At 58.8% G+C, this 26,493-nt stretch carries 23 protein-coding genes and 1 tRNA gene; 8 read left to right on the top strand and 16 right to left on the bottom strand.

Annotated features, from left to right (window positions below):
- Positions 1-25: 25 nt before the first annotated feature.
- Positions 26-120, bottom strand: a tRNA-Sec gene (locus tag K5R89_RS15215).
- A 288-nt stretch (positions 121-408) separates the two neighbouring features.
- Here K5R89_RS15215 and K5R89_RS15210 point away from each other — a divergent pair.
- Both K5R89_RS15210 and K5R89_RS15205 read left to right on the top strand, forming a co-directional pair.
- Positions 409-603 carry a hypothetical protein gene (locus K5R89_RS15210; RefSeq protein ID WP_087827817.1) on the top strand — a complete coding sequence of 65 codons (195 nt, stop codon included), beginning with the start codon at positions 409-411 and terminating at the stop codon, positions 601-603.
- A 31-nt stretch (positions 604-634) separates the two neighbouring features.
- Entirely contained in the window at positions 635-1,357 is a 723-nt protein-coding gene (locus K5R89_RS15205; protein ID WP_087827816.1) for a MurR/RpiR family transcriptional regulator, read from the top strand.
- Between the two features lie 108 nt (positions 1,358-1,465).
- On the opposite strand, the gene K5R89_RS15200 is transcribed toward K5R89_RS15205, so the two are convergent.
- The 4 genes from K5R89_RS15200 to K5R89_RS15185 form a co-directional block, all read right to left on the bottom strand.
- Complete coding sequence (locus K5R89_RS15200) at positions 1,466-2,845, bottom strand: glycoside hydrolase (RefSeq protein ID WP_048335591.1); 1,380 nt, start codon at positions 2,843-2,845, stop codon at positions 1,466-1,468.
- Between the two features lie 12 nt (positions 2,846-2,857).
- Positions 2,858-4,417, bottom strand: coding sequence for a PTS transporter subunit EIIC (locus tag K5R89_RS15195; RefSeq protein WP_087827815.1), 1,560 nt, complete (start codon positions 4,415-4,417; stop codon positions 2,858-2,860).
- Between the two features lie 247 nt (positions 4,418-4,664).
- Positions 4,665-6,380, bottom strand: a complete 1,716-nt coding sequence (locus K5R89_RS15190; RefSeq protein WP_087827814.1) for an AsmA family protein — start codon at positions 6,378-6,380, stop codon at positions 4,665-4,667.
- Positions 6,381-6,531: 151 nt separating this feature from the next.
- The gene (locus K5R89_RS15185) at positions 6,532-7,923 is read right to left on the bottom strand and encodes an NCS2 family protein (RefSeq protein ID WP_004150226.1); all 1,392 of its coding nucleotides are present in this window, start codon (positions 7,921-7,923) and stop codon (positions 6,532-6,534) included.
- Between the two features lie 283 nt (positions 7,924-8,206).
- Between K5R89_RS15185 and gltS the strand changes: the two genes are divergently transcribed.
- On the top strand, positions 8,207-9,409 hold the full coding sequence (gltS, locus tag K5R89_RS15180) for a sodium/glutamate symporter (RefSeq protein WP_032454381.1): 1,203 nt from the start codon (positions 8,207-8,209) through the stop codon (positions 9,407-9,409).
- A gap of 220 nt (positions 9,410-9,629) precedes the next feature.
- Here the strand turns inward: gltS and glpK are convergent, their stop codons facing one another.
- Both glpK and K5R89_RS15170 read right to left on the bottom strand, forming a co-directional pair.
- The gene (glpK, locus tag K5R89_RS15175; protein WP_004873089.1) at positions 9,630-11,141 is read right to left on the bottom strand and encodes a glycerol kinase GlpK; all 1,512 of its coding nucleotides are present in this window, start codon (positions 11,139-11,141) and stop codon (positions 9,630-9,632) included.
- A gap of 21 nt (positions 11,142-11,162) precedes the next feature.
- Positions 11,163-12,014: an MIP/aquaporin family protein gene (locus tag K5R89_RS15170; protein WP_012967047.1), complete on the bottom strand. Its 852-nt coding sequence runs from the start codon at positions 12,012-12,014 to the stop codon at positions 11,163-11,165.
- A 442-nt stretch (positions 12,015-12,456) separates the two neighbouring features.
- On the opposite strand from K5R89_RS15170, the gene zapB reads away from it, so the two are divergent.
- The 4 genes from zapB to K5R89_RS15150 all read left to right on the top strand — a co-directional run bounded on the left by zapB (position 12,457) and on the right by K5R89_RS15150 (position 16,146).
- Positions 12,457-12,702, top strand: coding sequence for a septal ring assembly protein ZapB (gene zapB / locus K5R89_RS15165; protein WP_086075620.1), 246 nt, complete (start codon positions 12,457-12,459; stop codon positions 12,700-12,702).
- A 152-nt stretch (positions 12,703-12,854) separates the two neighbouring features.
- Positions 12,855-13,844 (top strand): sulfate ABC transporter substrate-binding protein, encoded by a 990-nt coding sequence (locus K5R89_RS15160; protein ID WP_023291381.1) that lies wholly within the window; start codon positions 12,855-12,857, stop codon positions 13,842-13,844.
- Positions 13,845-14,006: 162 nt separating this feature from the next.
- Positions 14,007-14,777, top strand: a complete 771-nt coding sequence (locus tag K5R89_RS15155) for a CDP-diacylglycerol diphosphatase (protein ID WP_072096576.1) — start codon at positions 14,007-14,009, stop codon at positions 14,775-14,777.
- A 64-nt stretch (positions 14,778-14,841) separates the two neighbouring features.
- Complete coding sequence (locus K5R89_RS15150) at positions 14,842-16,146, top strand: SLC13 family permease (RefSeq protein ID WP_217259434.1); 1,305 nt, start codon at positions 14,842-14,844, stop codon at positions 16,144-16,146.
- 91 nt (positions 16,147-16,237) lie between these two features.
- On the opposite strand, the gene tpiA is transcribed toward K5R89_RS15150, so the two are convergent.
- Both tpiA and K5R89_RS15140 read right to left on the bottom strand, forming a co-directional pair.
- Entirely contained in the window at positions 16,238-17,005 is a 768-nt protein-coding gene (tpiA, locus tag K5R89_RS15145; protein WP_002922909.1) for a triose-phosphate isomerase, read from the bottom strand.
- Between the two features lie 109 nt (positions 17,006-17,114).
- Positions 17,115-17,714 (bottom strand): YiiQ family protein, encoded by a 600-nt coding sequence (locus tag K5R89_RS15140; RefSeq protein ID WP_130941848.1) that lies wholly within the window; start codon positions 17,712-17,714, stop codon positions 17,115-17,117.
- Positions 17,715-17,826: 112 nt separating this feature from the next.
- Here K5R89_RS15140 and K5R89_RS15135 point away from each other — a divergent pair, with 112 nt between their 5' ends.
- Positions 17,827-18,255, top strand: a complete 429-nt coding sequence (locus K5R89_RS15135; RefSeq protein ID WP_004173894.1) for a DUF805 domain-containing protein — start codon at positions 17,827-17,829, stop codon at positions 18,253-18,255.
- On the opposite strand, the gene fpr is transcribed toward K5R89_RS15135, so the two are convergent.
- The 7 genes from fpr to gmk all read right to left on the bottom strand — a co-directional run bounded on the left by fpr (position 18,256) and on the right by gmk (position 26,244).
- Positions 18,256-19,002 carry a ferredoxin--NADP(+) reductase gene (fpr, locus tag K5R89_RS15130; RefSeq protein WP_087827813.1) on the bottom strand — a complete coding sequence of 249 codons (747 nt, stop codon included), beginning with the start codon at positions 19,000-19,002 and terminating at the stop codon, positions 18,256-18,258.
- A 150-nt stretch (positions 19,003-19,152) separates the two neighbouring features.
- Positions 19,153-20,163: a class II fructose-bisphosphatase gene (glpX, locus tag K5R89_RS15125; protein ID WP_023291376.1), complete on the bottom strand. Its 1,011-nt coding sequence runs from the start codon at positions 20,161-20,163 to the stop codon at positions 19,153-19,155.
- Between the two features lie 48 nt (positions 20,164-20,211).
- Positions 20,212-22,293, bottom strand: a complete 2,082-nt coding sequence (gene recG, locus K5R89_RS15120; RefSeq protein WP_023291375.1) for an ATP-dependent DNA helicase RecG — start codon at positions 22,291-22,293, stop codon at positions 20,212-20,214.
- Between the two features lie 5 nt (positions 22,294-22,298).
- Positions 22,299-22,988, bottom strand: a complete 690-nt coding sequence (gene trmH / locus K5R89_RS15115) for a tRNA (guanosine(18)-2'-O)-methyltransferase TrmH (RefSeq protein ID WP_017900060.1) — start codon at positions 22,986-22,988, stop codon at positions 22,299-22,301.
- Between the two features lie 163 nt (positions 22,989-23,151).
- Entirely contained in the window at positions 23,152-25,272 is a 2,121-nt protein-coding gene (spoT, locus tag K5R89_RS15110; protein WP_004205080.1) for a bifunctional GTP diphosphokinase/guanosine-3',5'-bis pyrophosphate 3'-pyrophosphohydrolase, read from the bottom strand.
- A gap of 18 nt (positions 25,273-25,290) precedes the next feature.
- On the bottom strand, positions 25,291-25,566 hold the full coding sequence (gene rpoZ, locus K5R89_RS15105) for a DNA-directed RNA polymerase subunit omega (RefSeq protein WP_000135058.1): 276 nt from the start codon (positions 25,564-25,566) through the stop codon (positions 25,291-25,293).
- Positions 25,567-25,620: 54 nt separating this feature from the next.
- The gene (gene gmk, locus K5R89_RS15100) at positions 25,621-26,244 is read right to left on the bottom strand and encodes a guanylate kinase (protein ID WP_002922664.1); all 624 of its coding nucleotides are present in this window, start codon (positions 26,242-26,244) and stop codon (positions 25,621-25,623) included.
- Positions 26,245-26,493: the final 249 nt, after the last annotated feature.

The raw sequence follows: 26,493 nt of genomic DNA, 5'->3' as shown, positions 1-26,493 counted from the left end.
TGGCTGTGGGCGAGCAGAGGCAAACTGGCGGAAGATCACAGGAGTTGAACCTGCCCGGGACCGCTGGCGGCCCCAACTGGATTTGAAGTCCAGCCACCTCACCGGAGATGACGATCTTCCGCGCCTCGATTGCTACATGGAGGCGGGGCGCATTATAGCTACTTTCAGCCGTTTACCACATACCTGAACGCACTTTTTTACTGTTAAAACTGGACTTTGCAGAACAGTCTGAGACAAATCCGTTCAAAATCCATGAGTTACACTTTTTCATACTCTTTTCAGGCTAACGCGATCGCAAAATACATGAAACATATTCTGATAATGACCTAATTCATCTTCCTGCGGCAAAGGCTGATAAAAAATGTAACCGGTACCCATCTGTGGTGCCGCCAAGGGAATTGTGCCCATATGAAAGATCCTGTTTTGTCCGTCAAAGAGAAAATTGGCTACGGCATCATGGGCGACGGCGCCACCCTCACCATTATTCTCGCCTTGTTCACCCTCATTCCGGCGGAGAGGGTTTTTTTATTCCATTTTTTCACAAAAAGTAACATTCATTTCAGTCTGGTGACTCAGGCCGCAGACGCTATTCCTGAACGGTGATAGCGTATGCTGCCGCTGAGAGGAGCCCGCCATGGACTTAGAAAATATCTTTCGTGACGTGAAGCTAAGCAAAACGGAAATGACCGTGCTGCGCTTTATCCAGAACGACCCGGAGCTGTGTATCCGCCAGGGGATCCGCGCCGTGGCGGAGCAGTGCTACAGTAATCCCTCCTCGCTGGTGCGGTTGGCGAAAAAGCTTAAGTTCAGCGGCTGGCTGGAGCTGGTCTATTTCATCAAGTTCAATATCACCATGCCGAAGCTCGATGTCACCAACGATATCGACTATATGAGCATTCAGCCGGCGGAGGCGCTGACGCCGCTGCTGGCAAGCCTCGCGCAGCAGCGCGTCCTGATCCACGGCAGCGGCTTTTCGCAGCTGATTGCCCAGTATATTTATAACAAGTTTCTCGTCACTGGGGTGAATGCCAGCCTGGCGCTGTGGCCGGATTACGAAATCCTTGAGCAGAAAAACGCCGCTCGCTTCGACTCCATCTGGATCATTTCTAAATCCGGGCGCAGCAGCTCGGCGCTCAACTGGGTGAAGGCCCTGGAGGGGAAGGAGATCAACCTGGTCTGCTTTACCGGTGATTATCAGAGCCCGCTGGCGCAGGCTGCGGATACGGCGTTTATCATTCACGATCCGCAGAAATTCGACGATGATATTTACTGGAGCAACCCGTTTTTCGGCTACTGCATCCTAGGCTTTGAGCGGCTACTGAAGATGTGGTTTACCCGCGCACGTAGCAATAGCTAGCCCCGCTAAGCGCAGTGCCGCCGGGCAATATATCAGGCGCCGCGCCGCCATGTTGCCGGGTGGCGGCTGCGCCTTACCCGGCCTACGCCTCCAGGTCCGGTCAGTGATTTACCGCCAGGCGGCGAACTGCTTATCGTCGAGATAAGCTTCGACCAGGGTTTTCGCCAGCGACCAGGAACCGATCAGCGGGTGCGCCATCAGCGCCCGCACCGCCAGCGACTTATCCTGCTGCAGGATCGCCGCTACCGCCAGCCGCTCATACTCTTTCACGCAGGAAATCATATTCTTCTGCGCCGTCGGCACCTTCGTCGGCGTGACCGGCTTGAGGCCCTCCCGGCTCAGGTCGCAGCTGATCTCAATCACGTCGTCAGGGCGCAAAAAGTCGAGCGTGCCATTATTCTGGATCGACACCACGATCCGCTTGGTGGTGGTGCTGTTCACCGCTTCCAGAATATCCAGCGCCACCCCGGCATAGCCGCCGGTGTCCGGCTCTTCGATAAACTGCCGCAGCGTCAGCGGCTCGCGGGTATGAAATTTCTCCTGCCGGGATTCGTTCTGCATATAGCTGTTTTCCCGGCGCAGGTAGTGCTGCATCCAGATATTGAAGGCGGCTTCCGGCTGCGTTCTGGCATCCACGGTGCGCAGCGCCTGACGCATCTCCTGATTGATACGGGCGATCTGCTCCCCGCGCGTTTCGCCTGCCCCCTGAATCGCCTTCAGCGCCTCGTCGCGATAGTAGTAATAATAGAGATATTCGTTGAGTAACTGGTTATCGCACAGCCGCACCAGCTCGGGTGAGAAGTACTGCATCGCGGTCTTCTGGTACAGCGCCGGGCTGGCGATCAGCCGCTCGGTCACCGCTTCCCCGCGCACGGTGAAGTGGGTAAACCAGGAGAAATGGTTCAGCCCATAGCATTCCACGCTCAGGTCGCGCTCCTCACAGCCGAGGATCGCCGGCAGTTCACGAATCAGCTCGGAAGGCGCATCGCAGATCCCATAGACCCGACGCTTAAAGCCGGACTTGACGATCGCTTCCGTCACCAGGCCTGACGGGTTGGTAAAGTTAAACAGAATGGCGTCTTCGGCGGCATGGGCTTCGATCAGCCGGCAATAGTCGAGGATCGCCGGGATCGAGCGCATGGCCATCGCGAAGCCGCCGGCGCCGGTGGTCTCCTGGCCGAGGGTGTTATGTTGCAGCGCAATGCGCTCGTCGCGAATGCGGCTTTCATCGCCGCCGACCCGCAGGGTGGTAATAATATAATTGGCGTTTTGCAGCGCCGCGACCGGGTCGGTGGTGGTCGTGAAATGAATATCCGGGCGAATGGTCGTAAATACATAGCGGGCAATTTCGCCGAATATCGCCAGATTATCCGCAGAGTTATCGAGAAAAACCACCTCCGTTAAACCAATGCGGTGAGCATTATAGGCCAGAGATTTCGCTAAAAATGCAGAGCGAACGCCGCCCCCGCCTAATACGGTTAATTTCATACAAACTCCTCATTAATTTTCTGCTAACCAGTTATCAACCCGGGAACGTACCTGTCCCACTTTTACGCCATAAATAACCTGAACTTCATTACGATTGCGCACCACGCCGTTGGCGCCGGTATTTTTTAATTGCGCGTCATCAACTTGCGCCATATCGCGCACGGCTATGCGCAGACGTGTAAAACAATTATCGACGGAGAGAATATTCTCCTTGCCCCCGAGGCCGCGGATAATGTCATCGGTAATCGACTGCGGCTGCGCGACTTTCTGGCGGTACTCCGCTTTGCTGTAGAGCTTCACGTTCTCGTCATCTTCCCGGCCCGGCGTTTTCAGATTCAGCTTCACCACCAGGGTGCGGAAAATCACGTAGTAGACGGCGAACTGGCCGATCCCGATAAGGACATATCCCGGCCAGCGCGTTAAGGAGACCGGCAGCGGCAGGTTATAGATCAGAAATTCGATCAGGCCCGATGCGCCCCAGGGGCGTACGGTGAAGAGGTCGCAAATGGCCTGCGAGGCGGCGGTTAACGTCGCATGGATCACCCACAGCAGCGGCGAGACAAACAAAAAGGTGAACTCAATCGGCTCGGTGATGCCGGTCAGCATGGAGGTGATAATCGCCGGCAGCAGAATCGCCTTAGCCATTACTTTTTTCTCCGGCTTCGCGGTGTGGTAGAACGCCAGCGAGGCGCCGGCGAGGCCGAAGATAGTGGTCATCCCTTGCTGTGAGAAGCGTAGGGCCTCATTCATCACCGGGGTCAGATCCGGGTGGCGCATATAGGCGAGGAAAATGGCCTGGGTACCGGAGACCACCTGGCCGTCCACGTTCAGGGTGCCGCCAATCTGGGTGAGCTGGAAGGGGGACCAGACAAAATGGTGCAGGCCGGTCGGGATAAGAAATTTTTCAAAGAAACCATAGACGAAGACCCCGGCGACCCCGGCATTTTTCATAAAGCCGGTGAGGGCGGAGATGCCGTGGGTCATAAACGGCCAAATCCAGGTAAAGGCGATGGCGTAGAAGATAACCACCGGCGTCATCGCCACCAGCGTCAGCTTGGCGCCGCCGTACATCGACAGCGCGCCGGGCAGGTCAATGGTAGAGACTTTATTGTGCACCCACGCGATGGTGCAGCCGAGAATTATGCCAAGGAAAACGCCCATATCCACCACCACAAAGCCCAGCAGCTGGGTTTGCCCGGTGCCATAATATTCACCGTTAATTTTTTCGGCGAGTCCGTGAGTGTGTTCCAGCCAGGAGTGGTTGGCGCCAAGAAACATAATGAAGCACATCACCGCAACCAGCGCGACTTCGGTTTTTTTATCTTTTGCCAGACCATAGCTAATGCCGACGCAAAATAATAAGCCGAGGTTGCCAAATAAAGGCCAAAAGGTGTCGCCGAGCATCTGCCCAAGCTGGTGCAGGAAACTGGTTTCAGCAATTAATGTCGGATTAGTTAATACTGAACTGAGGGCCAGAATTAAGCCAATGACCGGCAAGAACAATACGGCGCCGATCATGGCCCGGGAGAATTTTTGCATATTCTCCAGAATACGCTGACGTATTTCAGGCATGATTGATCCTTTTATATTTTTGTAGGGACAGGGAGCGGTTTTTTATCGACTTCCAGTATTTTGGTTATAGCAACTCTGATATTTGAAGGGAACCAGTAGCGGTAAATAGGCACAGATAGCCGCTTATTGCACACAGGTTTCAGAATGCCTGCAGACCCTCTCCCTGACAGGGAGAGGGCGTAGCCAGAGCGGCGTTTTTGCTGAGAAGCCTTCCCTCTCCCGTGGGGGAGAGGATGATGGGATATCGCTATGGCGTGACGGGAGCGGGCGCTGGCGCGGCGGGGGCGGTATTGACCTCGCCGTTGCGCATCGTTTGCGCCACCTGCTGTTTCTCCATGTTCACGGCGCTAAGCTGTGCGTTGACCGTCGGCTTGAGCGGGGCATCGGCCTGCACGCTGCCGCTGGCGGTCAGCTGGAGATTGCCATCCCCGCTGATGGGGAGCGAAGGCCAGCCCCAGGCCTGCAGAATATTCAGCGGCACGCCGCGGCCGTTCAAGCTCAGATTGACCTGGCGCTGCGGCAGCTGGGATACCGCGGCGGTGGCCTGCAGGATACCGCGCTCGGTGAACGCGCTGAGCTCAGTGATATTGAGCGTCGACGCCGTGGCGCTCAGCTTGAGTGAAGGGCGGCGCACGTCAATTCGGTTAAAAGTCGCCGCCGCGGCGTTCAGCGTCGCACTACCGTTCCACACCCCCCAGCTGCCGTTTTTCACCAGCTGAAGCTCGCCGCCATAGCCATCGAGAGCGGTAATTTGCCATGGGAAGGCAGGGTCCACATCGATGATCAGGTTGCGGCTGGCGCTGAATTTTTTCAGCGTCAGGCTTTGCAGCCAGGCCGGCAGCGGCGTCATCCACAGCGGCTTCCAGTTCGCCGGCAGCGTGTACTCCAGCCCGGCGAAGGCGGTGTCGTCGAGCACCAGCGCGTTACCGGCGCGCAGCCAGTTGCCGGAGGTTCGCACCATGCCGCCCTCCCAGCGCGAGGAGAACTGGCGCAGGGCAATACCCTGGGGTGAAAATTCGGCATTCACGATCGGGTCGAAAAAGTGCAGCGAGCCGTAGATAAATTCGCTGGCATTCATCGACAGCGTGCCGTCCTGGCTCTGCCAGCCGCCGTGACTGAGCGTCAGGTTGCGCAGGTTCAGGTCGAGGTCGGTTACCGCCCAGTCCGGCCCCTGCAGGCGGGCGTCGGTGATATCCAGGCGGCCAATCTGCAGAGAGGGGACCGTGGTTAACGGCGCGAAAAAGTCGGCCAGCGAGGCGGCGCTCTGCAGTCGGATCTCATTTAGCTGAAGGTTATCCACCAGCCAGCTGCCGTCGGCGCTGCGTTTCGCATTGCCGGTTAAGGTGCCGCGGGCGACATCGGCGCCGAGGGTGGAGAGGGTGACCTCGCCCTGATCAATTTTGCCCTGAATCAGGACGTTGCTGGCTTCGACGCCGTTGAGCGTCATTGAACCCGCGCTCATCTGGATCTGCGCCGTTTTCCCCAGCACATTGCCTGCCTCCGGCGCCCATGGGCTGACGCCGCCGGTGACGCGCTGCGCGCTGAGCGCCCAGCCGGTTTCCGGACTATTGAAAGCCATATTGCGCAACATCAGCCGGTCGGCAGCGAACGGCAGGTCGGCAGAGTGGGGGGATAGATTCAGGGTGCCGTCGTTAAGGGCAATCTCATCCGCATGCAGCGGGTCGCTAAACTGGCGGGTGCTGAAACCAATATCGACCGTTTTCGCCACCAGGGTTGCCGGCTTGCCTTCCCGGCCAAAGGTGACGTTTTGCAACTGCACATGCAGAGGGGAGGAGAAATCATGATCCATCGCATCGAAGGAGACCTGCCAGCCGGTGCCATTGCTGAGCCAGGCGCTGGCCTGGCGGGCGCCCCAGTGGGTTTGCAGCAGGAACCACGCGCCAACCATGACGAGCAGCAGAGCGACTAGCAGCCAGAGAATCAGCTTTCCAAGAAATTTCATGGTCTTCCATTCTGTGAGATGCACATAACCGTGTTATGCCCGATTTAGGCGCACTTCTCAAGGCAGGCGTGGTTTATTTCCGTGACGGAGCAGGCGGTGGAGGACAACAGGGGTGCGTCCCGGCCGATGGCACGACCGGGGGCGCGTTAAATCAGGCTTTTTCCGGCGGGAAAATTAAATTCAGAACAATCGCCGTGATACCGCCGGCGGCGATGCCGGAGGAAAGCAGATTCTTCAGCCAGTCCGGCGCGAACTGCAGGATCAACGGCTGTTGCGACACGCCGAGGCCCACCGCCAGCGACAGGGCGATAATCAGGATCGCCCGGCGATTCAGCGGCTCGCGGGAGACGATGCGCACGCCGGACGCGGCGATGGTGCCGAACATCACCAGCGTGGCGCCGCCGAGCACCGGCTCAGGGATATGCTGTACGAAACCGCTCACCGCCGGGAACAGCCCGAGGACGATCAGCATCAGCGCTACCACAAAGCCGACGTAGCGGCTGGCGACGCCGGTCAGCTGGATCACGCCGTTGTTCTGGCCGAAGCAGGAGTTCGGGAAGGTGTTGAAGACCGCGGAAACAAAGGAGTTGAGGCCGTTAGCCAGCACGCCGCCTTTCAGGCGTTTCATATACAGCGGACCGGAGACCGGCTGCTCGGAGACATCGGAGGTGGCGGTGATATCGCCGATGGTTTCCAGGGAGGTGATCATAAACACCAGCATCAGCGGCAGCAGCAGGCTCCAGTCGATGCCGAGGCCATAGTACAGCGGCGTCGGAACGGTGATGAGGCTGCTGTTGGTCGGGGCGGTGTTGGCCGGCAGCATATCGAGGAACCACGCCGCCAGATAGCCCGCCGCCATGGCAATCACCAGCGAAGCGATGCGCAAATAGGGATTACGCTGGCGGTTGAGAATGATGATCAGCGCCAGCACGATGCCCGCCAGCAGCAGGTTCTTCGGCGCGCCGAAGGTGTGGTCGGCCATCGCCGCGTAGCCGCCGCCGATGGAGGTCAATCCGACCTGAATCAGCGACAGGCCGATAATCATCACCACCACGCCGGAGACCAGCGGGGTAATGATGCGACGCGCCAGATGCAGGACGCGGGAGAGGACCATTTCCGTGCAGCTGGCCAGCATCAGGGTGCCGAACAGGGCGGCCATCATTGTCGGGACGTCGGCGCCGCCGGTTTTCAGCGCGGTGCCGCCCATGATGAGCGGGGCGACAAAGTTGAAGCTGGTGCCCTGGATGGAGAGCAGTCCGGAACCGACCGGGCCCCAGGCTTTGATCTGAATAATGGAGGCCACGCCCGAGGCGAACAGCGACATGCTGATGATATGTTGGGTATCTTGCGCCGGGAGACCGAGAGCCTGGCAGATTAACAGCGCCGGGGTGATCACCGCGACAAACATCGCCAGCAGGTGCTGGAAGGCGGCGAACAGGGTTTGCGGTAGCGGTGGGCGATCTTCGAGGCGGTAGATTAATTCGCTGGCTGGTTTATGCGCAACCGGTTGCGCATTTTCTGACTCTGCGGTGTTAACGGACATCACAAGCAATCCCAAGGTGGCAAAGCGGGAATTTTATCGGACTGTAGACCAAAAGCAAACGTTTGCCAGCGTTTGCCCATAAAAATTTATGCCGTGAATATGCGCAACGAGATAATTAACATTTTGTATGCTAAATCGCATCATTCAGGATACAAAATATGTTTTTCTGTCATTTTTTCCGCCGTTCTGCGTAAAATCCCCCTCTGACTCCTCATGATGAGAAGCTAAAGACACCAGGAATATCGTCGCGTGTGAATGGATCATGCGCCATAAGGAGCTTTTTATGTTTCATCTCGATACCTTATCGACGCTCGTTGCCGCAACGCTTGTGCTGTTACTCGGCAGAAAACTCGTCCAAACCGTTCCCCTCCTCAAGCAATACACCATTCCTGAACCTGTTGCCGGCGGTCTGCTGGTGGCGCTGGCGCTGCTGGTGCTGAAAAAAAGTATGGATATCGAAATTGATTTCGATATGAGCCTCAAAGATCCGCTGATGCTGGCGTTCTTCGCCACCATCGGGCTTAACGCCAACCTCGCCAGCCTGCGGGCGGGCGGCAAGGTGCTGGGTACCTTTCTGATTGTGGTGGTTGGTCTGCTGCTGCTGCAGAACGCTCTCGGTATCGGCATGGCGAAGCTGCTGGGGCTGGATCCGCTGATGGGGCTGCTGGCCGGCACTATCACCCTTTCCGGCGGCCACGGCACCGGCGCGGCGTGGAGCAAGCTGTTCATTGAGCGCTATGGTTTTGCCAATGCCACGGAGGTGGCGATGGCCTGCGCGACCTTCGGCCTGGTGCTCGGCGGTCTGATCGGCGGCCCGGTGGCGCGTTACCTGGTGAAGCACTCTTCCTCTCCTGACGGGACGCCGGACGATCAGGTGGCGCCGACCGCCTTTGAAAAGCCGGACGTGGGGCGGGTGATCACGTCGCTGGTGCTGATCGAGAGTATCGCCCTGATCGCCATCTGTCTGACGCTGGGCAAGGTGGTTGCGCAACTGCTGGCGGGCAGCGTCTTTGAGCTGCCGACCTTCGTCTGCGTGCTGTTTATCGGCGTGATCCTTAGCAACAGCCTGGCGCTGGCGGGGTTGTATCGGGTGTTCGATCGCGCGGTGTCGGTGCTGGGCAACGTCAGCCTGTCGCTGTTCCTCGCCATGGCGCTGATGAGCCTCAAACTGTGGGAGTTGGCCTCCCTGGCGCTGCCGATGATTATTATCCTGGCGGTCCAGGCGTTGGCGATGGCGCTGTATGCGGTGTTCGTCACCTACCGGATGATGGGCAAAAACTACGATGCCGCGGTGCTGGCGGCGGGCCACTGTGGGTTTGGTCTGGGGGCAACGCCGACGGCGATTGCCAATATGCAGGCGATTACCGACCGTTTTGGCCCGTCGCACATGGCCTTCCTGGTGGTGCCGATGGTGGGGGCGTTCTTTATCGATATCGTCAACGCGCTGGTGATTAAGCTGTTTCTGCTGCTGCCGGTGTTTGGCTGATAAAAACCCGGAGGCGGTGCGCTACCTGATTATGCGGTCTGCGGGCTGTGTAGCCCGGGTAAGGCGTTTACGCCGCAACCCGGGGATACCCCGGGATTTATGCGTTGGCGCGGCTTCTCCCCGGCTCGCGCTGCGCTTAGCCGGGCTACGGGGTGTGCGGCCTGCTGGTTGTATCCCGGCCAAGGCGTTTACGCCGCCAGCCGGGAATACCTCAACAATCTTACGCTTCGTCGTGCTCTTCCCACGCCAGGGCGCGTTTCACCGCTTTCTTCCAGCCGCTGTAGCGATAGTTGCGCTCGGTGGTTTCAATGCCCGGGCGGAATTCGCGCTCAATCACCGCTTTCTCCTGCAGCTCATCAAGGTTCTGCCAGAAGCCGACCGCCAGCCCGGCCAGATAGGCGGCGCCCAGGGCTGTGACTTCGCGCACTTCCGGACGCTCCACACGGGTGCCGAGGATATCGGACTGGAACTGCATCAGGAAGTTGTTGGCCACCGCGCCGCCGTCCACGCGCAGGGCATGCAGACGGATACCGGAGTCAGCCTGCATTGCTTCCAGCACGTCGCGGGTCTGATAGGCGATGGACTCCAGCGTCGCACGGATAATGTGGTTCGAGTTCACGCCGCGGGTGAGGCCGAAAATCGCGCCGCGGGCATACGGGTCCCAGTAAGGCGCGCCAAGACCGGTGAACGCGGGCACGACATACACGCCGTTGGTGTCCTTCACTTTGGTGGCGAAGTACTCGGAGTCGAACGCATCGCTGATGAGCTTCATCTCGTCGCGCAGCCACTGAATGGAGGCGCCAGCCATAAACACCGCCCCTTCCAGAGCGTAGTTCACCTCGCCGCGCGGACCGCAGGCGATGGTGGTCAGCAAACCGTGAGTGGAGGTCACCGCTTTTTCGCCGGTGTTCATCAGCATAAAGCAGCCGGTGCCATAGGTATTTTTCGCCATCCCTTCCTTGACGCACAGCTGGCCGAACAGGGCCGCCTGCTGGTCACCGGCGATCCCGGCGATAGGAATACGGGTCCCGCCTTTACCACCGATGTTGGTCTGGCCGTACACTTCGGACGACTTGCGCACTTCCGGCAGCATGGCGCGCGGAATATCCAGCGCGTCGAGCATCTTATCGTCCCAGTCCAGGTCGTGGATGTTGAACAGCATGGTGCGCGAGGCGTTGGTGTAGTCGGTGACGTGCACGCGACCCTGGGTCATCTTCCAGATAAGCCAGGTGTCCACGGTGCCAAACAGCAGCTCACCGCGCTTCGCACGCTCACGGGAACCTTCGACATGGTCGAGGATCCATTTCACCTTGGTGCCGGAGAAGTAGGGGTCCACCACCAGGCCAGTGGCCTTGCGGATATACTCCTCCATCCCGTCACGCTTGAGCTGCTCGCAGATCTCTGCGGTGCGGCGGCACTGCCAGACGATGGCGTTATAGATCGGTTTGCCGGTCTCACGCTCCCACACCACCACGGTCTCACGCTGGTTGGTGATACCGATGGCCGCGATCTGATCGGAGTTGATATCCGCTTTGGCCAGCGCTTCGACCAGCGTCGAGCTTTGGGACGCCCAGATTTCCATCGGGTCGTGTTCGACCCAGCCTGGCTTAGGATAAATTTGTTCGAATTCTCGCTGGGAGACGCTGACGATATTGGCATCATGATCCATCACAACGGCCCGGGAGCTGGTAGTGCCCTGGTCAAGCGCAACGATATATTTTTTGTCGGTCATAGTCGGTGTCCCGTAGTCAGATTACAGCGAAGCTTTATGTTGAGTGGTGGAAGAGGAGGGGCTCTGTTGCTCTTCGTCCACGCAGGTGTCGCAAGGCAGGTGGCGGCCAATCAGCTTACGATAGCTGAACGCGCCCAGCGCCGCGCCGACCACCGGTGCGCACAGCGGCACCAGGAAATAAGGTATATCTTTGCCGCCGGTGAAGGCGACATCACCCCAGCCGGCCAGCCAGGCGAAGGCTTTCGGGCCGATATCACGCGCCGGGTTCATGGCGAAGCCGGTCAGCGGGCCCATGGAGGCGCCAATCACCGCGATCAGCAGGCCGATCAGCAGCGGCGCCAGCGGGCCGCGCGGCACGCCGTTGCCATCGTCGGTCAGCGCCAGGATGACGCCCATCAGGATAGCGGTAATCACCATCTCTACCGCGAAGGCCTGCACAAAATTGATATGCGGGTTCGGGTAAGTGGAGAAGATGCCAGCCAGATCAAGGCTTTCCACGCTGCCGCGTACCATATGGTGGGTGGTTTCATAATCGAGGAAAAGATTGTAATAAAGCCCGTAAACTAATGCCGCAGCGCAAAAGGCGCCAGCGAATTGCGAAATAATAAAAGGAACCACTTTGCGGCCATCGAAGCAGGCGAACAGCCAGAGCGCGATGGTCACCGCAGGGTTAAGGTGCGCACCGGATACCCCGGCGGTCAGGTAGATCGCCATGGCGACGCCCAGACCCCAGATGATGCTGATTTCCCATTGTCCGAAGCTGGCTCCCGCGACCTTGAGCGCAGCCACGCACCCAACGCCGAAAAAGATCAACAACCCGGTACCGAGGAACTCTGCGATGCACTGGCCTTTTAAGGTTGATGTTTGGCTCATAATCGAATCCTGAAGCGTGGTGATGATTATTGTATGTAGGGCGGTCACAGACGACCATATTGCCATGTAGGCATAGTGTTAATTTATCGTTAACGAGCAAAAACGAGAAATATCGAACTTCAAATGTGTGTACCACGTCAAGAAAATGAGCGTTTTCGCGCCATTCGCGCGCATTGAGCGCGCTGCCGGAGCGTTTCACCTCGCATTTTGTTAACCATAAAATTAACAATGGCTCATGAAGTACGAGCGAACTGCGCTGAAAGTACCAGGTAAAGACTGAAAAGTGTTGCAAACCGCAATCTGCGCGGCTTGCCGCTGGACAGGGGAGGCGGGGATTCATACAATCGACGATAACACCGCTATGTGCGCTAATTTTCGTTAAGGCGGGACCGCGTATACGAAACACCAGTTTCTATCAACGCCTTGCAAGTTCAGGAGAGGTATGACGATGTCATTAGAAGTGTTTGAGAAATTAGAATCTAAGGTTCAGCAGGCGATTGATACCATCACTCTGTTGCAGATGGAAATCGAAGAGCTGAAAGAAAAGAACAACACCCTGGCGCAGGAAGTTCAGAGCGCGCAGCATGGTCGTGAAGAGCTGGAGCGCGAAAACAGCCAGCTGAAAGAGCAGCAGCAGGGCTGGCAGGAGCGTCTGCAGGCGCTGCTGGGCCGCATGGAAGAAGTCTAATCGCTTCGCGCCCTCTCCCGCCAGGGAGGGGGTGTTCCTTATCCCTTCCTTTATTCTCGCAAGTTATAGCCAATCTTTTTTTATTCTTTAATCATTGAATCGCTTTCTGGCACGCTTAGCCCATCACAACACGACATAAAGAGAGCGGTGCGATGAATAAGTGGGGCGTAGGGTTAACTCTGTTGCTGGCATCCGCCAGCGTTCTGGCAAAAGACATTCAGCTATTAAACGTATCTTATGATCCAACGCGCGAGCTGTACGAACAGTACAACAAAGCGTTCAGCGCGCACTGGAAGCAGGAGACCGGCGACAACGTGGTGATCCGCCAGTCGCACGGCGGCTCCGGCAAGCAGGCGACCTCGGTGATTAACGGTATTGAAGCGGATGTGGTTACGCTGGCGCTGGCCTACGACGTCGACGCGATCGCCGAGCGCGGCCGTATCGATAAAAACTGGCTGAAGCGCCTGCCGGATAACTCCGCGCCCTATACTTCCACCATCGTGTTCCTCGTCCGTAAGGGCAACCCGAAACAGATCCATGACTGGAACGACCTGATCAAACCGGGCGTGTCGGTCATTACCCCGAACCCGAAAAGCTCCGGCGGCGCTCGCTGGAACTACCTGGCGGCCTGGGGCTATGCCCTGCATCAGAACCATGGCGACCAGGCGAAAGCCCAGGAGTTCGTCAAGGCGCTGTATAAAAACGTGGAAGTGCTGGACTCCGGCGCGCGCGGTTCGACCAATACCTTCGTAGAACGCGGGATCGGCGATGTGCTGATCGCTTGGGAAAACGAAGCGCTGCTGGCGACCAACGAACTGGGCAAAGACAAGTTTGAAATCGTGACTCCGAGTGAGTCGATTCTGGCTGAGCCGACCGTTTCGGTGGTCGATAAAGTCGTGGATAAGAAAGGCACCCGTCAGGTGGCGGAAGCGTACCTGAAGTATCTCTACTCGCCGGAAGGCCAGGAGATTGCGGCGAAGAACTTCTACCGTCCGCGCGATCCGAACGTGGCGAAGAAATATGCTAATGAATTCCCGAAACTGAAGCTGTTCACCATCGATCAGGAGTTCGGCGGCTGGACGAAAGCGCAGAAAGCGCACTTCTCCAACGGCGGCACCTTCGACCAGATTAGCCAGCGTTAATCCTCTTGTCCCTGCTTGCGCTACGCTTAGCAGGGCTACAGTTTTGCGCCGTACGTAGCCCGGGTACGGCGTCAGACGCCATCCGGAAAAGCGCCCCGCCCGTCATCTGTTTTCATTTAGTCATCAAATTACGTTACTCTTCCGCTTCAGGCTTAACAGGGAATGAAAATGAGAAGAGTAAGATACTTTTTGCTGGCGCTGCTGGTGGCGATCCTCGCGGCGCTGGCCGGCGGCTACTACTGGCTGCACTCTGGCAACCCGGACGCGTTGCGCAAGATTGTTCTGCAGCAGTGCGTTCCCCATCAGCAACAGCAGCAAAACCCGTCGCCGTGCGCCGAAGTGAACCTCAAGGGCGGCTATGTGCTGTTTAAAGACCGTAACGGCCCGCTGCAGTATTTGCTGATGCCGACCTACCGCATTAACGGCACCGAAAGCCCGCTGCTGTTGGATCCGCTGACGCCCAACTTCTTCTGGCAGGCCTGGCAGGGGCGTGAAATCATGAGCCAGCGCCACGGCGCGCCGGTTCCGGATAACGCGGTATCGCTGGCAATCAACTCGCGCAGCGGACGCACGCAAAACCATTTCCATATTCATATCTCTTGCCTGCGCCCCGATGTGCGCGCGCAGTTAGATAAGGATGCGGCGGCGATCAGCAGCCGCTGGCTGCCGCTACCGGGTGGGCTTGAGGGCCATGAATACCTGGCGCGCCGGGTGACGGAGGCGGAGCTGGCCCAGCGCAGCCCATTCCTGATGCTGGCGGAAGAGGTGCCGGAGGCGCGTCAGCATATGGGACGCTTCGCGCTGGCGATGGCCCAGCAGGGCGACGGCTCGCTGGTGCTGCTGGCGACGGAGCGTAACCTGCTCTCCCTGAACCGGGCCTCGGCGGAAGAGATTCAGGATCATCGCTGCGCCATCCTTAACGCAAACCACTAGTTCTGGCGTTTACCTGTCTTACCTGTCGTCGTATTCTTGCTGAAAAAAACGACAGGAGACAGGCATGTCGCTCTGGCTTACCCACCCGCTGTTCCTCCCTTCACTGATTGTCGGCGTCACCATTGTGCTCTGGGCGACGTCGCTGCTGCCGGAGTTTATCACCGCGCTGCTGTTTTTCGCTGCGGCGATGATGGCGAAAATCGCCCCGCCGGAGGTGATCTTTGGCGGCTTTGCCTCCTCGGCCTTCTGGCTGGTGTTCAGCGGCTTTGTGCTCGGCATCGCGATCCGTAAAACCGGGCTGGCGGACCGGGCGGCGCAGGCGTTGTCTGCGCGGCTAACCGACTCCTGGCTGCGGATGGTCGCCAGCGTGGTACTCCTGAGCTACGCCCTGGCGTTCGTGATGCCTTCCAACATGGGGCGCATCGCGCTGCTGATGCCGATCGTGGCGGCGATGGCCCGCCGGGCGGCCATTGCCGACGGTAGCCGCGGCTGGTTCGGCCTGGCGCTGGCGGTGGGATTCGGCACCTTTCAGCTGTCGGCGACCATTCTGCCCGCCAACGTGCCGAATCTGGTGATGAGCGGCGCGGCGGAAGGCTCGTACGGTATCCACCTGAATTATGTCCCCTATTTACTGCTGCATACGCCGGTGCTTGGCTGGCTGAAAGGGGCGGTGCTGGTGGCGCTAATCTGCTGGCTGTTTCCTGGTAAGCCGCATCCGCCGCGCGACCTGGCGCCGCTGCCGGCGATGAGCCGCGACGAGAAGCGTCTGGCGTGGCTGCTGGCGGTGGTCCTCACGCTGTGGGTGACCGAGAGCTGGCACGGCGTCGGCCCGGCGTGGACCGGCCTGGCGGCGGCGGTGGTAACGCTGCTGCCGCGGGTGGGCTTTATCAGCGGCGAGGAGTTTGCCAGCGGCGTGAATATGCGCACCTGCATCTACGTCGCCGGGATTCTGGGGCTGGCGATCACCGTCACCCAAACCGGGATTGGCGGCGTGGTGGGCAATGCGCTGCTGGAAGTGATGCCCCTGGATAAAGACAATCCTTTCACCAGCTTTCTCGCTCTGACCGGGATAACCAGCGCGCTGAACTTTATTATGACCGCCAACGGCGTGCCGGCGCTCTACACCACCTTTGCCCAGAGCTTTGCCGACGCCACCGGCTTCCCGTTGCTGAGCGTAATTATGATTCAGGTGCTGGGCTATTCCACGCCGCTGCTGCCGTATCAAGCGTCGCCGATCGTGGTCGCGATGGGGTTAGGCAAGGTCCCGGCGAGGGCGGGGATGCTGCTGTGTCTGGCGCTGGCGGCGGTGAGCTATTTGATTTTGCTGCCGCTGGACTACGCCTGGTATCAGCTGTTGGGGAAACTGTAGCGGCAAAAAAAGCCCGGCTTGCGCTGTGCGAAGCCGGGCTTCAGAGATTTATCAGTCATCCCGGTCGCGTGTCGCCGCCGGGAAAAGCGGATTAGGCTTTTTTCGCCGCTTCTGCAGCTTTCACGATCACCGCGAAAGCGTCTGCTTTCAGGGAAGCGCCGCCAACCAGCGCGCCGTCGATGTCCGGCTGGGTGAACAGCTCTGCTGCGTTGCCAGCGTTAACGGAACCGCCGTACTGGATGATCACTTGCTCAGCGATTTTGGCGTCAGCTTTAGCAATGTGGTCACGGATGAATTTGTGCACCGCCTGAGCCTGAGCCGGGGTCGCGGATTTGCCGGTACCGATAGCCCATACGGGTTCGTAAGCGATAACCACGCCTTCGAAAGCGGCAGCGCCCTGCGTTTTCAGTACCGCGTCGATCTGACGCGCGCAAACTTCTTCCGTTTTGCCCGCTTCGTTTTCCGCTTCGGTTTCACCGATGCACAGTACCGGAGTCAGACCCTGCTCTTTCAGCACGGCGAATTTCTTCGCGATCAGCTCGTCGGATTCTTTGTGGTAGGTACGACGCTCGGAGTGGCCGATGATGATGTACTGCGCGCCGATATCTTTCAGCATTTCGGCGGAGGTTTCACCGGTGAAAGCGCCGGACAGGTTCACGTCAACGTTCTGCGCGCCCAGGTGGATGTGGCTGCCTTCTGCCGCACGCTTAGCCAGGTCCAGATACATTTCCGGCGGGGCGATGGCAACTGCACAGCCGCTTACGCCAGCCAGCTCGGTACGCAGGTTCGCAACCAGTTCGTTTACCATGTGGCGGCTGCCGTTCAGTTTCCAGTTACCCATCACTAAAGGATGTCGCATTTTAATTCTCCACGCTACTTAAGCGAATTAAGGAATATAGCCGCCCCAGAGGGCAGCATGGTCTGTGAAACAGTATAGAGACTCGTCACTGGAAAGGCTTTGCTTTTTGTCATTTATTGTTACCTTCCAGCGTTTCAGATAGCGCCAGCTTAATCGGTTCAATAGCGAAGGTCAGACCCTTTTCGCCATGATCTGCCACCACATAGCGCACGGCGCCCTCGGTGTCGGCGAAGTAGCGTTTGCCTTTGCCGGCGGTCAGCAGTTTCTGCAGTTTTTGCTGGCTCTGCGCCGGGCTAAGGGTGGGCACGAAGGCGCGGATCATGGCGCTCATATACTCCAGCGCTTTGGCCTTCGCCGTTTTTTGCTCCGGCCCCTGGATCGGTAGCCAGGTGATCTGCATGGATTTGATCTTCAGCGTGCCGCGCTCCAGCGCGGTGGAGGCATAGAGATTTTCGTTTATCTTGCTGGCGGCGCGGGTCAGGTTAGCCCGATCGCGGCTGGTTGATATGGAACGGAATTCATTCAGAGGCAGCTTCGGGTTATCGGCGTTAAATTTTTCCCGGAACTGGCTGATCGACAAGTCAAAGCTCGGCGCGCCGGCGAGCAGGTAGGGAGCAGCGGTCGTCGATTCGCTTTCTGCGGACAACGCGTGCGGGCCGACGGCAAGGCCCATCAGCCCACTGAAACACAAGATTGTCCACTTCTTCATGCCCGTCGTTCCTTTTTTTGCCTGCTGACGATTAAATCGGGAAGCGCGGCGCTTGTCAAAAAGTCACGACGCCAGGGTAAACTACGCAGACGATGATGATAAGGAAAAACGCATGACCCTACAGCAGTGGTTATTCTCAATTAAAGGGCGCATTGGCCGCCGCGATTTCTGGATCTGGATTGCCATCTGGCTGGTGACCATGAGCGCTCTGTTCACCCTGGCAGGGAGCAATCTGCTTAATCTGCAGACGGCGGCGTTTATTATCGTCTGCCTGCTGTGGCCGACGGCGGCGGTGGTGGTGAAGCGACTGCACGATCGCGGCAAATCCGGACTGTGGGCGCTGCTGATGATTTTGGCGTGGATGCTGCTGGCGGGGAACTGGGCGATGCTGCCGCAGGTCTGGCAGTGGGGCGTCGGGCGCTTTGTGCCGACGCTGATTATCGTCATGATGCTGATCGACCTGGGGGCGTTTGTCGGCACCCAGGGCGAGAATAAGTTCGGCAAGGAGACCCAGGACGTGCGCTGGAAAGCGGACGCCTGATTACCAGTAGTGCTCCGCCGTCATGTGGCCCGGCCGGCGACGCAGATGTTTAGTCATCTGCCGGGTCTCTTTTAACAGCTGTTGGGTATCGCGCACCATCTGCGGGTTGCCGCACAGCATCACATGGCTGGTGTCGTTGGTCATCGGCAGGCCGACCGCCTCCTCCAGCGCCCCGGTTTCAATCAGGAACGGCACCCGGCCGGTCAGCGAGCCTGCCACGGTTTCGCGACTGACCACCGTCTGGATGCGTAATTTGCCGGCGTAGCGCTGCTCAAGCTCGCGCATCAGCGGCAGATAGCTCAGGTCCGCGGCGTAGCGCACGGCATGGACCAGCACCAGATGGTTAAAGCGCTCAAGATCTTTGCCTTCCTGGAGAATCGACAGGTAAGGCCCAAGCGCGGTGCCCGTCGCCAGCATCCACAGGGTATCGCAATTCGGTACTTCCTCGAGGACGAAGAAGCCAGCCGCTTCGCTCACCACCTGGACCTTATCGCCCGGCTTCAGCGCCGCCAGACGCGGGCTCAGTTTGCCTTCCGGGACGGTGACCAGATAGAACTCGAGATCGGGATTGCCGGGAGCGTTGACGTAGGAGTAGGCGCGCTGCACGCGTTCGCCGTCGATTTCCAGCCCGAGCTTGGTAAATTGCCCGGCGGTAAACGGCTGAACCGGCGCCTGCACGTATAAACTGAACAAGGCATCCGTCCAGTACTCCACTTTTGTCACTTTGCCGCTAACCCAGTCCGCCATCGTCTTCTCCTGTTGCCAAGCGATGCTTTATCTTCGGCCCAGACGGGCAAGATTTCCACCCCGCAGGCGCAAGAAAGCTCTATTGATCAAATATAAACGAAGAACAGGACAACCGCCCGCGGACGGTTGCCTGGAGGAGAGAAAGCGGCATTACAGGATGTGCTGCTGGACGTCCGGATCTTTACGGTCGAGGTAATGAATCGACTGGATCCGACGGATGGTGCGCGACTTGCCGCGGATCAGCAGCGTCTCGGTGGTGGCCATATTGCCCTTACGGGTGATGCCGTCCAGCAGATCGCCTTTGGTGATGCCGGTGGCGGAGAAGACGACGTTATCGCTGCGCGCCATTTCATCAAGGCGCAGCACTTTACCCGCTTCGATGCCCATGGTTTTGCAGCGCGCCAGCTCGTTTTCACCGATGCGACGATTCTCTTCGCTGTCGCCCTTCACGTGGTGACGAGCCAGCAGGCGGCCCTGCATATCGCCGTCGAGCGCGCGGATCACCGCGGCGGAAACCACCCCTTCCGGCGCGCCGCCGATGCCGTACAGCACGTCGACTTCGCTATCCGGCATGCAGGTGAGAATGGAGGCCGCGACGTCGCCATCGGGAATGGCGAACACGCGCACGCCCAGCTGCTGCAGCTGAGCAATCACCGCGTCGTGGCGCGGTTTCGCCAGCACGGTGACGGTCAGCTCGCCCAGCGGCTTGTTCAGTGCGCGGGCGATATTGCGCAGGTTCTCTTCCAGCGGCAGACTGAGGTCGATAGCGCCTTTAGCGCCCGGGCCGACAATCAGCTTTTCCATATACATATCCGGCGCGTTGAGGAAGCAGCCTTTATCGCCGACCGCCATCACCGCCAGGGCGTTAGCCTGGCCCATCGCCGTCATCCGGGTGCCTTCGATGGGATCGACGGCGATATCCACCGCATCGCCCTTGCCGGTGCCCACTTTTTCGCCGATATAGAGCATCGGCGCTTCATCGATTTCGCCCTCGCCAATGACGATGGTGCCGTCGATATTGACGAGGTTAAGCATAATGCGCATGGCGTTCACCGCGGCGCCGTCGGCGGAGTTTTTATCGCCGCGGCCCAGCCATTTATAGCCCGCCAGCGCGGCGGCTTCGGTGACACGCGAAAATTCGATGGCCAGTTCTCGTTTCATAATCCACTCATTGTGTAGAAAAATTGCCCGCAGCGCGGCAAAAGCGCGCTACGCGTTGGAATAGCGTTCGGTTTCCGGCATCCAGCGCTCGATCAGCGCCTGGGCCTGCAGCGGATAGCGTTCATGAATGTGGCGCGCAATGCGCTGAACGTCGGGGATCATCGCCTGATCGCGCAGTAAATCCGCCACTTTAAACTCGGCGTTGCCGGTCTGGCGGGTGCCGAGCAGCTCGCCGGGACCGCGAATTTCAAGGTCTTTCTGCGCGATGACGAAACCGTCGTTGCTGTCGCGTAGCACCTGCAGACGCTTCTGCGCCGTTTTAGAGAGCGGCGATTTATAGAGTAGCACGCAGTGGGAAGCGACCGCGCCGCGCCCGACGCGCCCTCTGAGCTGGTGCAGCTGCGCCAGACCCAGACGTTCCGGGTTTTCGATAATCATCAGGCTCGAGTTCGGCACGTCGACACCGACTTCAATGACCGTCGTGGCTACCAGCAGGTGCATTTCGCCCTGCTTGAAAGCCTGCATCACCGCCTGCTTTTCCGCCGGTTTCATCCGCCCGTGCACCAGACCGATATTCAGCTCCGGCAGCGCCAGCTTGAGCTCCTCCCAGGTGGCTTCCGCCGCCTGGGCCTCCAGCAGATCGGACTCTTCGATGAGGGTACAGACCCAATAGGCCTGGCGGCCTTCGTGGGTGCAGGCGTTGCGCACGCGGTCGATAATATCGCTGCGCCGGGTGTCCGGGATAGCGACGGTGGTCACCGGGGTTCGGCCCGGCGGCAGCTCGTCGATAACCGAGGTATCGAGGTCGGCGTAGGCGGTCATCGCCAGGGTGCGCGGGATCGGCGTGGCGGTCATGATCAGCTGATGCGGATGGAAACCCTGCTGCTGACCTTTCTCCCACAGCGCCAGCCGCTGGTGTACACCGAAGCGGTGCTGTTCGTCGATAATCACCAGCGCCAGGCCATTAAACTGCACCTGTTCCTGGAAGATGGCGTGGGTGCCGACAATCATCTGCACCTCGCCGCTGGCGATCGCGTCCTGCTGCGCCTGGCGGGCTTTGCCTTTCTGTTTGCCCGCCAGCCAGCCGACTTCAATGCCCAGCGGTGCAAACCAGCTGCGGAAGTTATTGGCGTGCTGCTCGGCGAGCAGTTCGGTGGGCGCCATCAGCGCCACCTGTTTGCCGTGGGCGATAGCGCGCAACGCGGCCAGGGCGGCGACCAGCGTTTTACCGGAGCCGACGTCGCCCTGCACCAGGCGCATCATTGGCACGTCCAGCGCCATATCGCGCTCGATCTCGGCGGTGACCCGCGCCTGCGCGCCGGTGGGCTTAAAGGGCAGGGAGGCCAGCAGCTGATTTTTCAGGGTATCGTTGGCGCCGAGCGGCAGGGCGTGATAGCGCTGGGCGCCTGCCCGCAGCGCCAGCATGCTGAGGTTGTGCGCTAGCAGCTCTTCCAGAATCAGGCGCTGCTGCGCCGGGTGCTTGCCGCTTTCCAGCTCGCTAAGCAATAACGATGGCGGCGGACGATGCAGGGTGCGCAGCGCCTCCGGCAGGCTCATCATCCCCTGCGCCAGCTCCGGCGGCAGGAGTTCGCCGATAGCGCAGGTCTCCAGCAGCTCGAGCGCCTGATCGGTGAGCTTGCGCAGGGTCGCCTGCTTAATGCCCTCGGTAGTCGGATAGACCGGCGTTAGGGTCTCCTGTAGCTCCGGGGTGCTCATATCGCCCTGGACGCGATATTCCGGGTGGATCATTTCGGCGCCGTACTTCCCGCGTTTGGCTTCACCGTAGGCCAGCACGCGTCGACCGGTCGCGAGGCTGTTTTTCATCGCCGCGTTGAAGTTGAAAAAGCGCATGGTGAGGATGCCGGTGCCGTCGCTGATCTGGCAGGTCATCATTCGGCGGCCGCCGAAGGTGATATTGCTGTTGAGCACTTCGCCTTCCACGGTGGCATAAACGCCGGGAAGCAGATCGGCTATCGGATAAAGATGGGTGCGATCTTCGTAGCGCAAAGGCAGGTGCAGCAGCAGATCCTGTACCGTATGCAGGCCGATCTTCGCCAGCTTGCTGCTCTGCGCAGCCCCGACGCCGGTGAGTGAACTGAGCGGAACGGCATCTAACAGGCGGCCTGACATCGGGTTTACCTCGCAGCCTGCATGGTGGCCCACCACGCGGCATCGGCTTCCACTTCGCCCTGCTCGTTAACGTGGGGGTAAGGCAGCCCTTTTTGTCTCGCGACGCGGGCCAGCACCGGATAGCCGCCTTCAAACAGCAGGCGCTGTTGCTCTTCCGGCGGCAGCATGCTGTTGGCGCGTTGGTACATCCCGGCATTCTGTCGCTGCCGCTGGGCTTCATACAGGATCAGCGCCGAGGCGACGGAGACGTTCAGCGACTGCACCATGCCGATCATCGGGATAATAATGTCCTGATCCGCCAGGGCCAGCGCTTCCTGAGTGATGCCGGTTTTCTCCTGACCCATCAGGATGCAGGTTGGGCGCGTATAGTCGATTTCACGGAAATCGATGGCTTTGTCGGAAAGATGGGTGGCGAGGATTTGCATACCCTGGCCTTTGAGGTGGCCGACGGCATCTGCGATGGTACGGTGGGTTTTCACCTGCACCCAGCTGTTGCTGCCCGCGGCGGCGGAGGCCATGGTGCGCATCCGGCTGCTCGGCCAGACCGCGTGCACCTCGTGTACGCCAACGGCGTCTGCGGTCCGGATGACCGCAGAGACGTTATGGGGCTTATGGACCTGCTCCATGCAGACCGTCAGGTCAGGCTGACGCCTGGCGAGCATCTCGCAGATACGCGCATAACGCTGTGAATTCATTACTCTTAATCCTTCGAATTACCTCTTTAGCCGCTGCGGATCACGCAGCCCATCCCTGGGCTTCGCCCCTGACGGGGGCGCTGCAGGCAGCGTTCAAATCTGCTCCCGGCAGATTTGTCATTCGCTTGCCGCCTTGATGCAATTCGAATGTTTTGTCTAAAAGCTAATTTCGGTTACGGGTGACTTTAATCACGTCCGGCATGACGCGTATTTTGCGCATGATATTCGCCAGATGCACGCGGTCGCGGGCGGTCAGGCGGATAAAGGCGCTGTATACGCGGCCATCTTTCTCTTCCGTATTCAGGCTCTGGATATTGGAAGAGGCGGTGTTGATCGCCGCCGTCAGGTTAGCCAGTGCGCCCTGGTGGTTAAACATATCCACCTTGATCTCCGTAATGAACTCCTGAGCGGTCTCTTTATCCCACTCAACCGCCATAAATTTCTCCGGCTCTTTCTGGTAGCCGCGGATGTTACGACAGGATTCATGATGGATAACCAGCCCTTTGCCAGGACTGACGTGGGCGATAATCGGGTCACCGGGGATCGGGCGACAGCACTTGGCGAAAGTGATCAGCACGCCATCGGCGCCTTTGATCGGCAGATGGCCGTGGTTTGAGGCATTGGCCGGCACCGGCGCCGCAGCGGCTTCGCCCTGCTGCAGGTTTTTCGCCACCACCACGCTCATGGCGTTGCCCAGACCGATCTCCGCCAGCAGATCGTCAAGCGAGGCCAGCTTCATCCGGTCGAGCTCGCGCTGGATATTCTCCGGCGGGATCTCGGCGAGTTTGCGGCTACCGCCCAGCGCGTGGTTGAGCAGACGGCGACCAAGGCTGACCGAGTCATCGCGCTTGAGGTTTTTCAGCAGCTGACGGATCTTGGCGCGCGCCTTCGAGCTGACGACAAAGTTCAGCCAGGCGGCATTCGGACGTGCGCCCGGCGCGGTAATAATTTCGACAGTCTGACCGCTGGAGAGCGGCTGCGACAGCGGATAGGGCTGGCGGTCGACGCGCGCGCCGACGCAGGCATGGCCGATATCGGTATGCACCGCATAGGCGAAGTCCACCGGCGTGGCGCCAGCGGGCAGTTCGACAATGCGCCCTTCCGGGGTGAAAACGTAAATCTCATCGGGGAACAGATCGGATTTAACGCTCTCGATAAATTCAAACGAGCTGCCGGCGCTCTGCTGCAGCTCCAGCAGGCTCTGCATCCAGCGCTGGGCGCGGATTTGCGCGGTGGTGCTGCTTTCGCCGCCGTGCTCTTTATAAGCCCAGTGCGCCGCGACCCCCATCTCCGCCATCTGGTCCATGTCTTCGGTACGAATTTGTACCTCGACCGGGACGCCGTGGGGGCCGATCATCGAGGTGTGCAAAGACTGATAGCCGTTCGCTTTCGGAATAGCGATGTAATCTTTGAAACGACCTGGACGCGGTTTATAGAGGCTGTGCATCTGGCCAAGCACGCGGTAGCAGACATCGGCATCATGGACGATAACGCGGAAGGCGTAGATATCCATGATCGAGTGAAAACGCTGCTCTTTAAGCACCATTTTGCAGTAGATCGAGTACAGATGCTTTTCGCGACCGCTGACGCGGCAGGGGATCCCCGCTTCCTGCAAACGCCCTTCGATTTCCGAGAGAATCTTTTGGATCATCTCTTTACGGTTGCCGCGCGCCGCTTTGACCACCTCTTTAATGACGCGGTAGCGGTTCGGGTACAGCGCCTCAAAGCCCAGCTCTTCGAGCTCGGTTTTGATGTGATGGATACCTAAACGGTGCGCCAGCGGGCTGTAGATTTCCAGCGTTTCGCGGGCGATGCGGCGGCGTTTATCCGGGCGTAGCGAGCCCAGGGTACGCATGTTGTGGGTGCGGTCGGCAAGCTTGATGAGGATGACGCGGATGTCCTGCACCATCGCCATGATCATTTTGCGAAAGTTTTCGGCCTGTGCCTCTTTCTTGTCGCGGAACTTGAGCTTATCAAGTTTCGATACCCCCTCTACCAGTTCGGCGACGCTTTTACCAAAAAGCTGTTCCATGTCCTGGTAGGTGGCGGGAGTATCTTCAATCACATCATGCAGCAGCGCGGCCATCAGCGTTTCGTAGTCGAGCTTCATCTCGGCCAGAATACAGGCTACCGCGACCGGGTGCGTGATATAAGGTTCACCGCTTGAACGTGTCTGACCCTCGTGAGCGTCACGTGCAACGAGATACGCCTGCCGCAGACGTTTGATCTGGTCTTCCGGCAGGTAGTTTTGAATCAGCTGATTCAGGCTTTCAAACAGATACAAGGGCGACCCGCTGTGTGATTAACGACGACCTTCAGCAATCGCGGTAACGGCTTGTAATTCAGCGGCTTCCTGCTCTTGCTGTTCCTGGCGCTCACGTACGTCGAGGATCTGGTTGTTGATCAGACCTTCTTCGATTTCGCGCAGTGCGATTACGGTGGTTTTATCGTTTTCTTCCGGTACCAGCGGATCCTTTCCGCCTACCTGCATCTGACGAGCGCGACGCGCGGCGACCAGTACCAGGTCAAAACGGTTACCAATTTTCTCTACAGCGTCCTGAACAGTTACGCGTGCCATACTTAAAATGCTCCACAGGTGAAGAAATGACTGGGCATGATACTGAATGTGGGTTCAGTCTGCCAATAGTTTGGTGATTAAAGCGCCATGTCGCTGCTTTTGGCGGCTCATGCGCAGACGTTCAGCGCGGATGATATTTTTCAGGTCGCTCAGGGCGGTGTCAAAATCATCGTTCACAATCAGATAATCATATTCGGCGTAATGGCTCATTTCCGCAACGGCCTGAGCCATTCGCTTCGCGATCACCTCTTCGCTGTCCTGGCCGCGGCCGCGCAGGCGACGGTCCAGTTCATCTTTTGACGGCGGCAGAATAAAAATGCTGCGTGCGCCAGGCATGCTTTTACGGATCTGCTGCGCGCCCTGCCAGTCGATATCGAGGAAGACATCAACGCCGGTCGCCAGCACCTGCTCGATCGCTTTACGCGACGTGCCGTAATAGTTGCCAAAGACCTCTGCATGTTCCAGAAACGCGTTTTCGCCAATCATCGAGCGGAATTCGTCGTGATTCACGAAGAAATAATGTTCGCCGTGCACTTCACCCGGACGCGGCGCCCGCGTGGTATGGGAAACCGATACCTGGGTGTCATACAACGGTTGGGTTTTTAATAAAGCCTGAATCAGGCTGGATTTACCCGCGCCGCTAGGGGCGGAAACAATATAAAGCGTGCCTTGAGCCATGAGTGTCTTTTGTATGTGGTTATCGAAAGAGGTCCTACATACGAGCCTATTATACACGTCGCCGCGGCGTGACGCAGTCCTTGTCACACTTTTTGCCGCTGTTTCTTTCATTTTGCCTGCCGTTTTCCTGAATTCGCCAGCCGTTGCTGCAACGAGGTGTAAATCCTGGAAGGCGCTTCGCAGGGTGAAAAAGCGCCCGTCGCGGTTTCCGGCATTCTGCCGCAGACTCTCCGCCAGGTGATGAAGGAG

This window comes from Klebsiella sp. TF21-TM (genome assembly GCF_019753495.1).
Classification (GTDB): domain Bacteria; phylum Pseudomonadota; class Gammaproteobacteria; order Enterobacterales; family Enterobacteriaceae; genus Klebsiella; species Klebsiella quasipneumoniae.
This window is presented reverse-complemented; position numbering and strand designations above follow the sequence as displayed.

What these genes read in the sequence shown, in the direction of transcription:
- K5R89_RS15210 (WP_087827817.1), top strand. Translation starts at nt 409, where the DNA reads ATGAAAGATCCTGTTTTGTCCGTCAAAGAGAAAATTGGCTACGGCATC.
- K5R89_RS15205 (WP_087827816.1), top strand. Translation starts at nt 635, where the DNA reads ATGGACTTAGAAAATATCTTTCGTGACGTGAAGCTAAGCAAAACGGAA.
- K5R89_RS15200 (WP_048335591.1), bottom strand. Translation starts at nt 2,845, where the DNA reads ATGAAATTAACCGTATTAGGCGGGGGCGGCGTTCGCTCTGCATTTTTA.
- K5R89_RS15195 (WP_087827815.1), bottom strand. Translation starts at nt 4,417, where the DNA reads ATGCCTGAAATACGTCAGCGTATTCTGGAGAATATGCAAAAATTCTCC.
- K5R89_RS15190 (WP_087827814.1), bottom strand. Translation starts at nt 6,380, where the DNA reads ATGAAATTTCTTGGAAAGCTGATTCTCTGGCTGCTAGTCGCTCTGCTG.
- K5R89_RS15185 (WP_004150226.1), bottom strand. Translation starts at nt 7,923, where the DNA reads ATGTCCGTTAACACCGCAGAGTCAGAAAATGCGCAACCGGTTGCGCAT.
- gltS (WP_032454381.1), top strand. Translation starts at nt 8,207, where the DNA reads ATGTTTCATCTCGATACCTTATCGACGCTCGTTGCCGCAACGCTTGTG.
- glpK (WP_004873089.1), bottom strand. Translation starts at nt 11,141, where the DNA reads ATGACCGACAAAAAATATATCGTTGCGCTTGACCAGGGCACTACCAGC.
- K5R89_RS15170 (WP_012967047.1), bottom strand. Translation starts at nt 12,014, where the DNA reads ATGAGCCAAACATCAACCTTAAAAGGCCAGTGCATCGCAGAGTTCCTC.
- zapB (WP_086075620.1), top strand. Translation starts at nt 12,457, where the DNA reads ATGACGATGTCATTAGAAGTGTTTGAGAAATTAGAATCTAAGGTTCAG.
- K5R89_RS15160 (WP_023291381.1), top strand. Translation starts at nt 12,855, where the DNA reads ATGAATAAGTGGGGCGTAGGGTTAACTCTGTTGCTGGCATCCGCCAGC.
- K5R89_RS15155 (WP_072096576.1), top strand. Translation starts at nt 14,007, where the DNA reads ATGAAAATGAGAAGAGTAAGATACTTTTTGCTGGCGCTGCTGGTGGCG.
- K5R89_RS15150 (WP_217259434.1), top strand. Translation starts at nt 14,842, where the DNA reads ATGTCGCTCTGGCTTACCCACCCGCTGTTCCTCCCTTCACTGATTGTC.
- tpiA (WP_002922909.1), bottom strand. Translation starts at nt 17,005, where the DNA reads ATGCGACATCCTTTAGTGATGGGTAACTGGAAACTGAACGGCAGCCGC.
- K5R89_RS15140 (WP_130941848.1), bottom strand. Translation starts at nt 17,714, where the DNA reads ATGAAGAAGTGGACAATCTTGTGTTTCAGTGGGCTGATGGGCCTTGCC.
- K5R89_RS15135 (WP_004173894.1), top strand. Translation starts at nt 17,827, where the DNA reads ATGACCCTACAGCAGTGGTTATTCTCAATTAAAGGGCGCATTGGCCGC.
- fpr (WP_087827813.1), bottom strand. Translation starts at nt 19,002, where the DNA reads ATGGCGGACTGGGTTAGCGGCAAAGTGACAAAAGTGGAGTACTGGACG.
- glpX (WP_023291376.1), bottom strand. Translation starts at nt 20,163, where the DNA reads ATGAAACGAGAACTGGCCATCGAATTTTCGCGTGTCACCGAAGCCGCC.
- recG (WP_023291375.1), bottom strand. Translation starts at nt 22,293, where the DNA reads ATGTCAGGCCGCCTGTTAGATGCCGTTCCGCTCAGTTCACTCACCGGC.
- trmH (WP_017900060.1), bottom strand. Translation starts at nt 22,988, where the DNA reads ATGAATTCACAGCGTTATGCGCGTATCTGCGAGATGCTCGCCAGGCGT.
- rpoZ (WP_000135058.1), bottom strand. Translation starts at nt 25,566, where the DNA reads ATGGCACGCGTAACTGTTCAGGACGCTGTAGAGAAAATTGGTAACCGT.
- gmk (WP_002922664.1), bottom strand. Translation starts at nt 26,244, where the DNA reads ATGGCTCAAGGCACGCTTTATATTGTTTCCGCCCCTAGCGGCGCGGGT.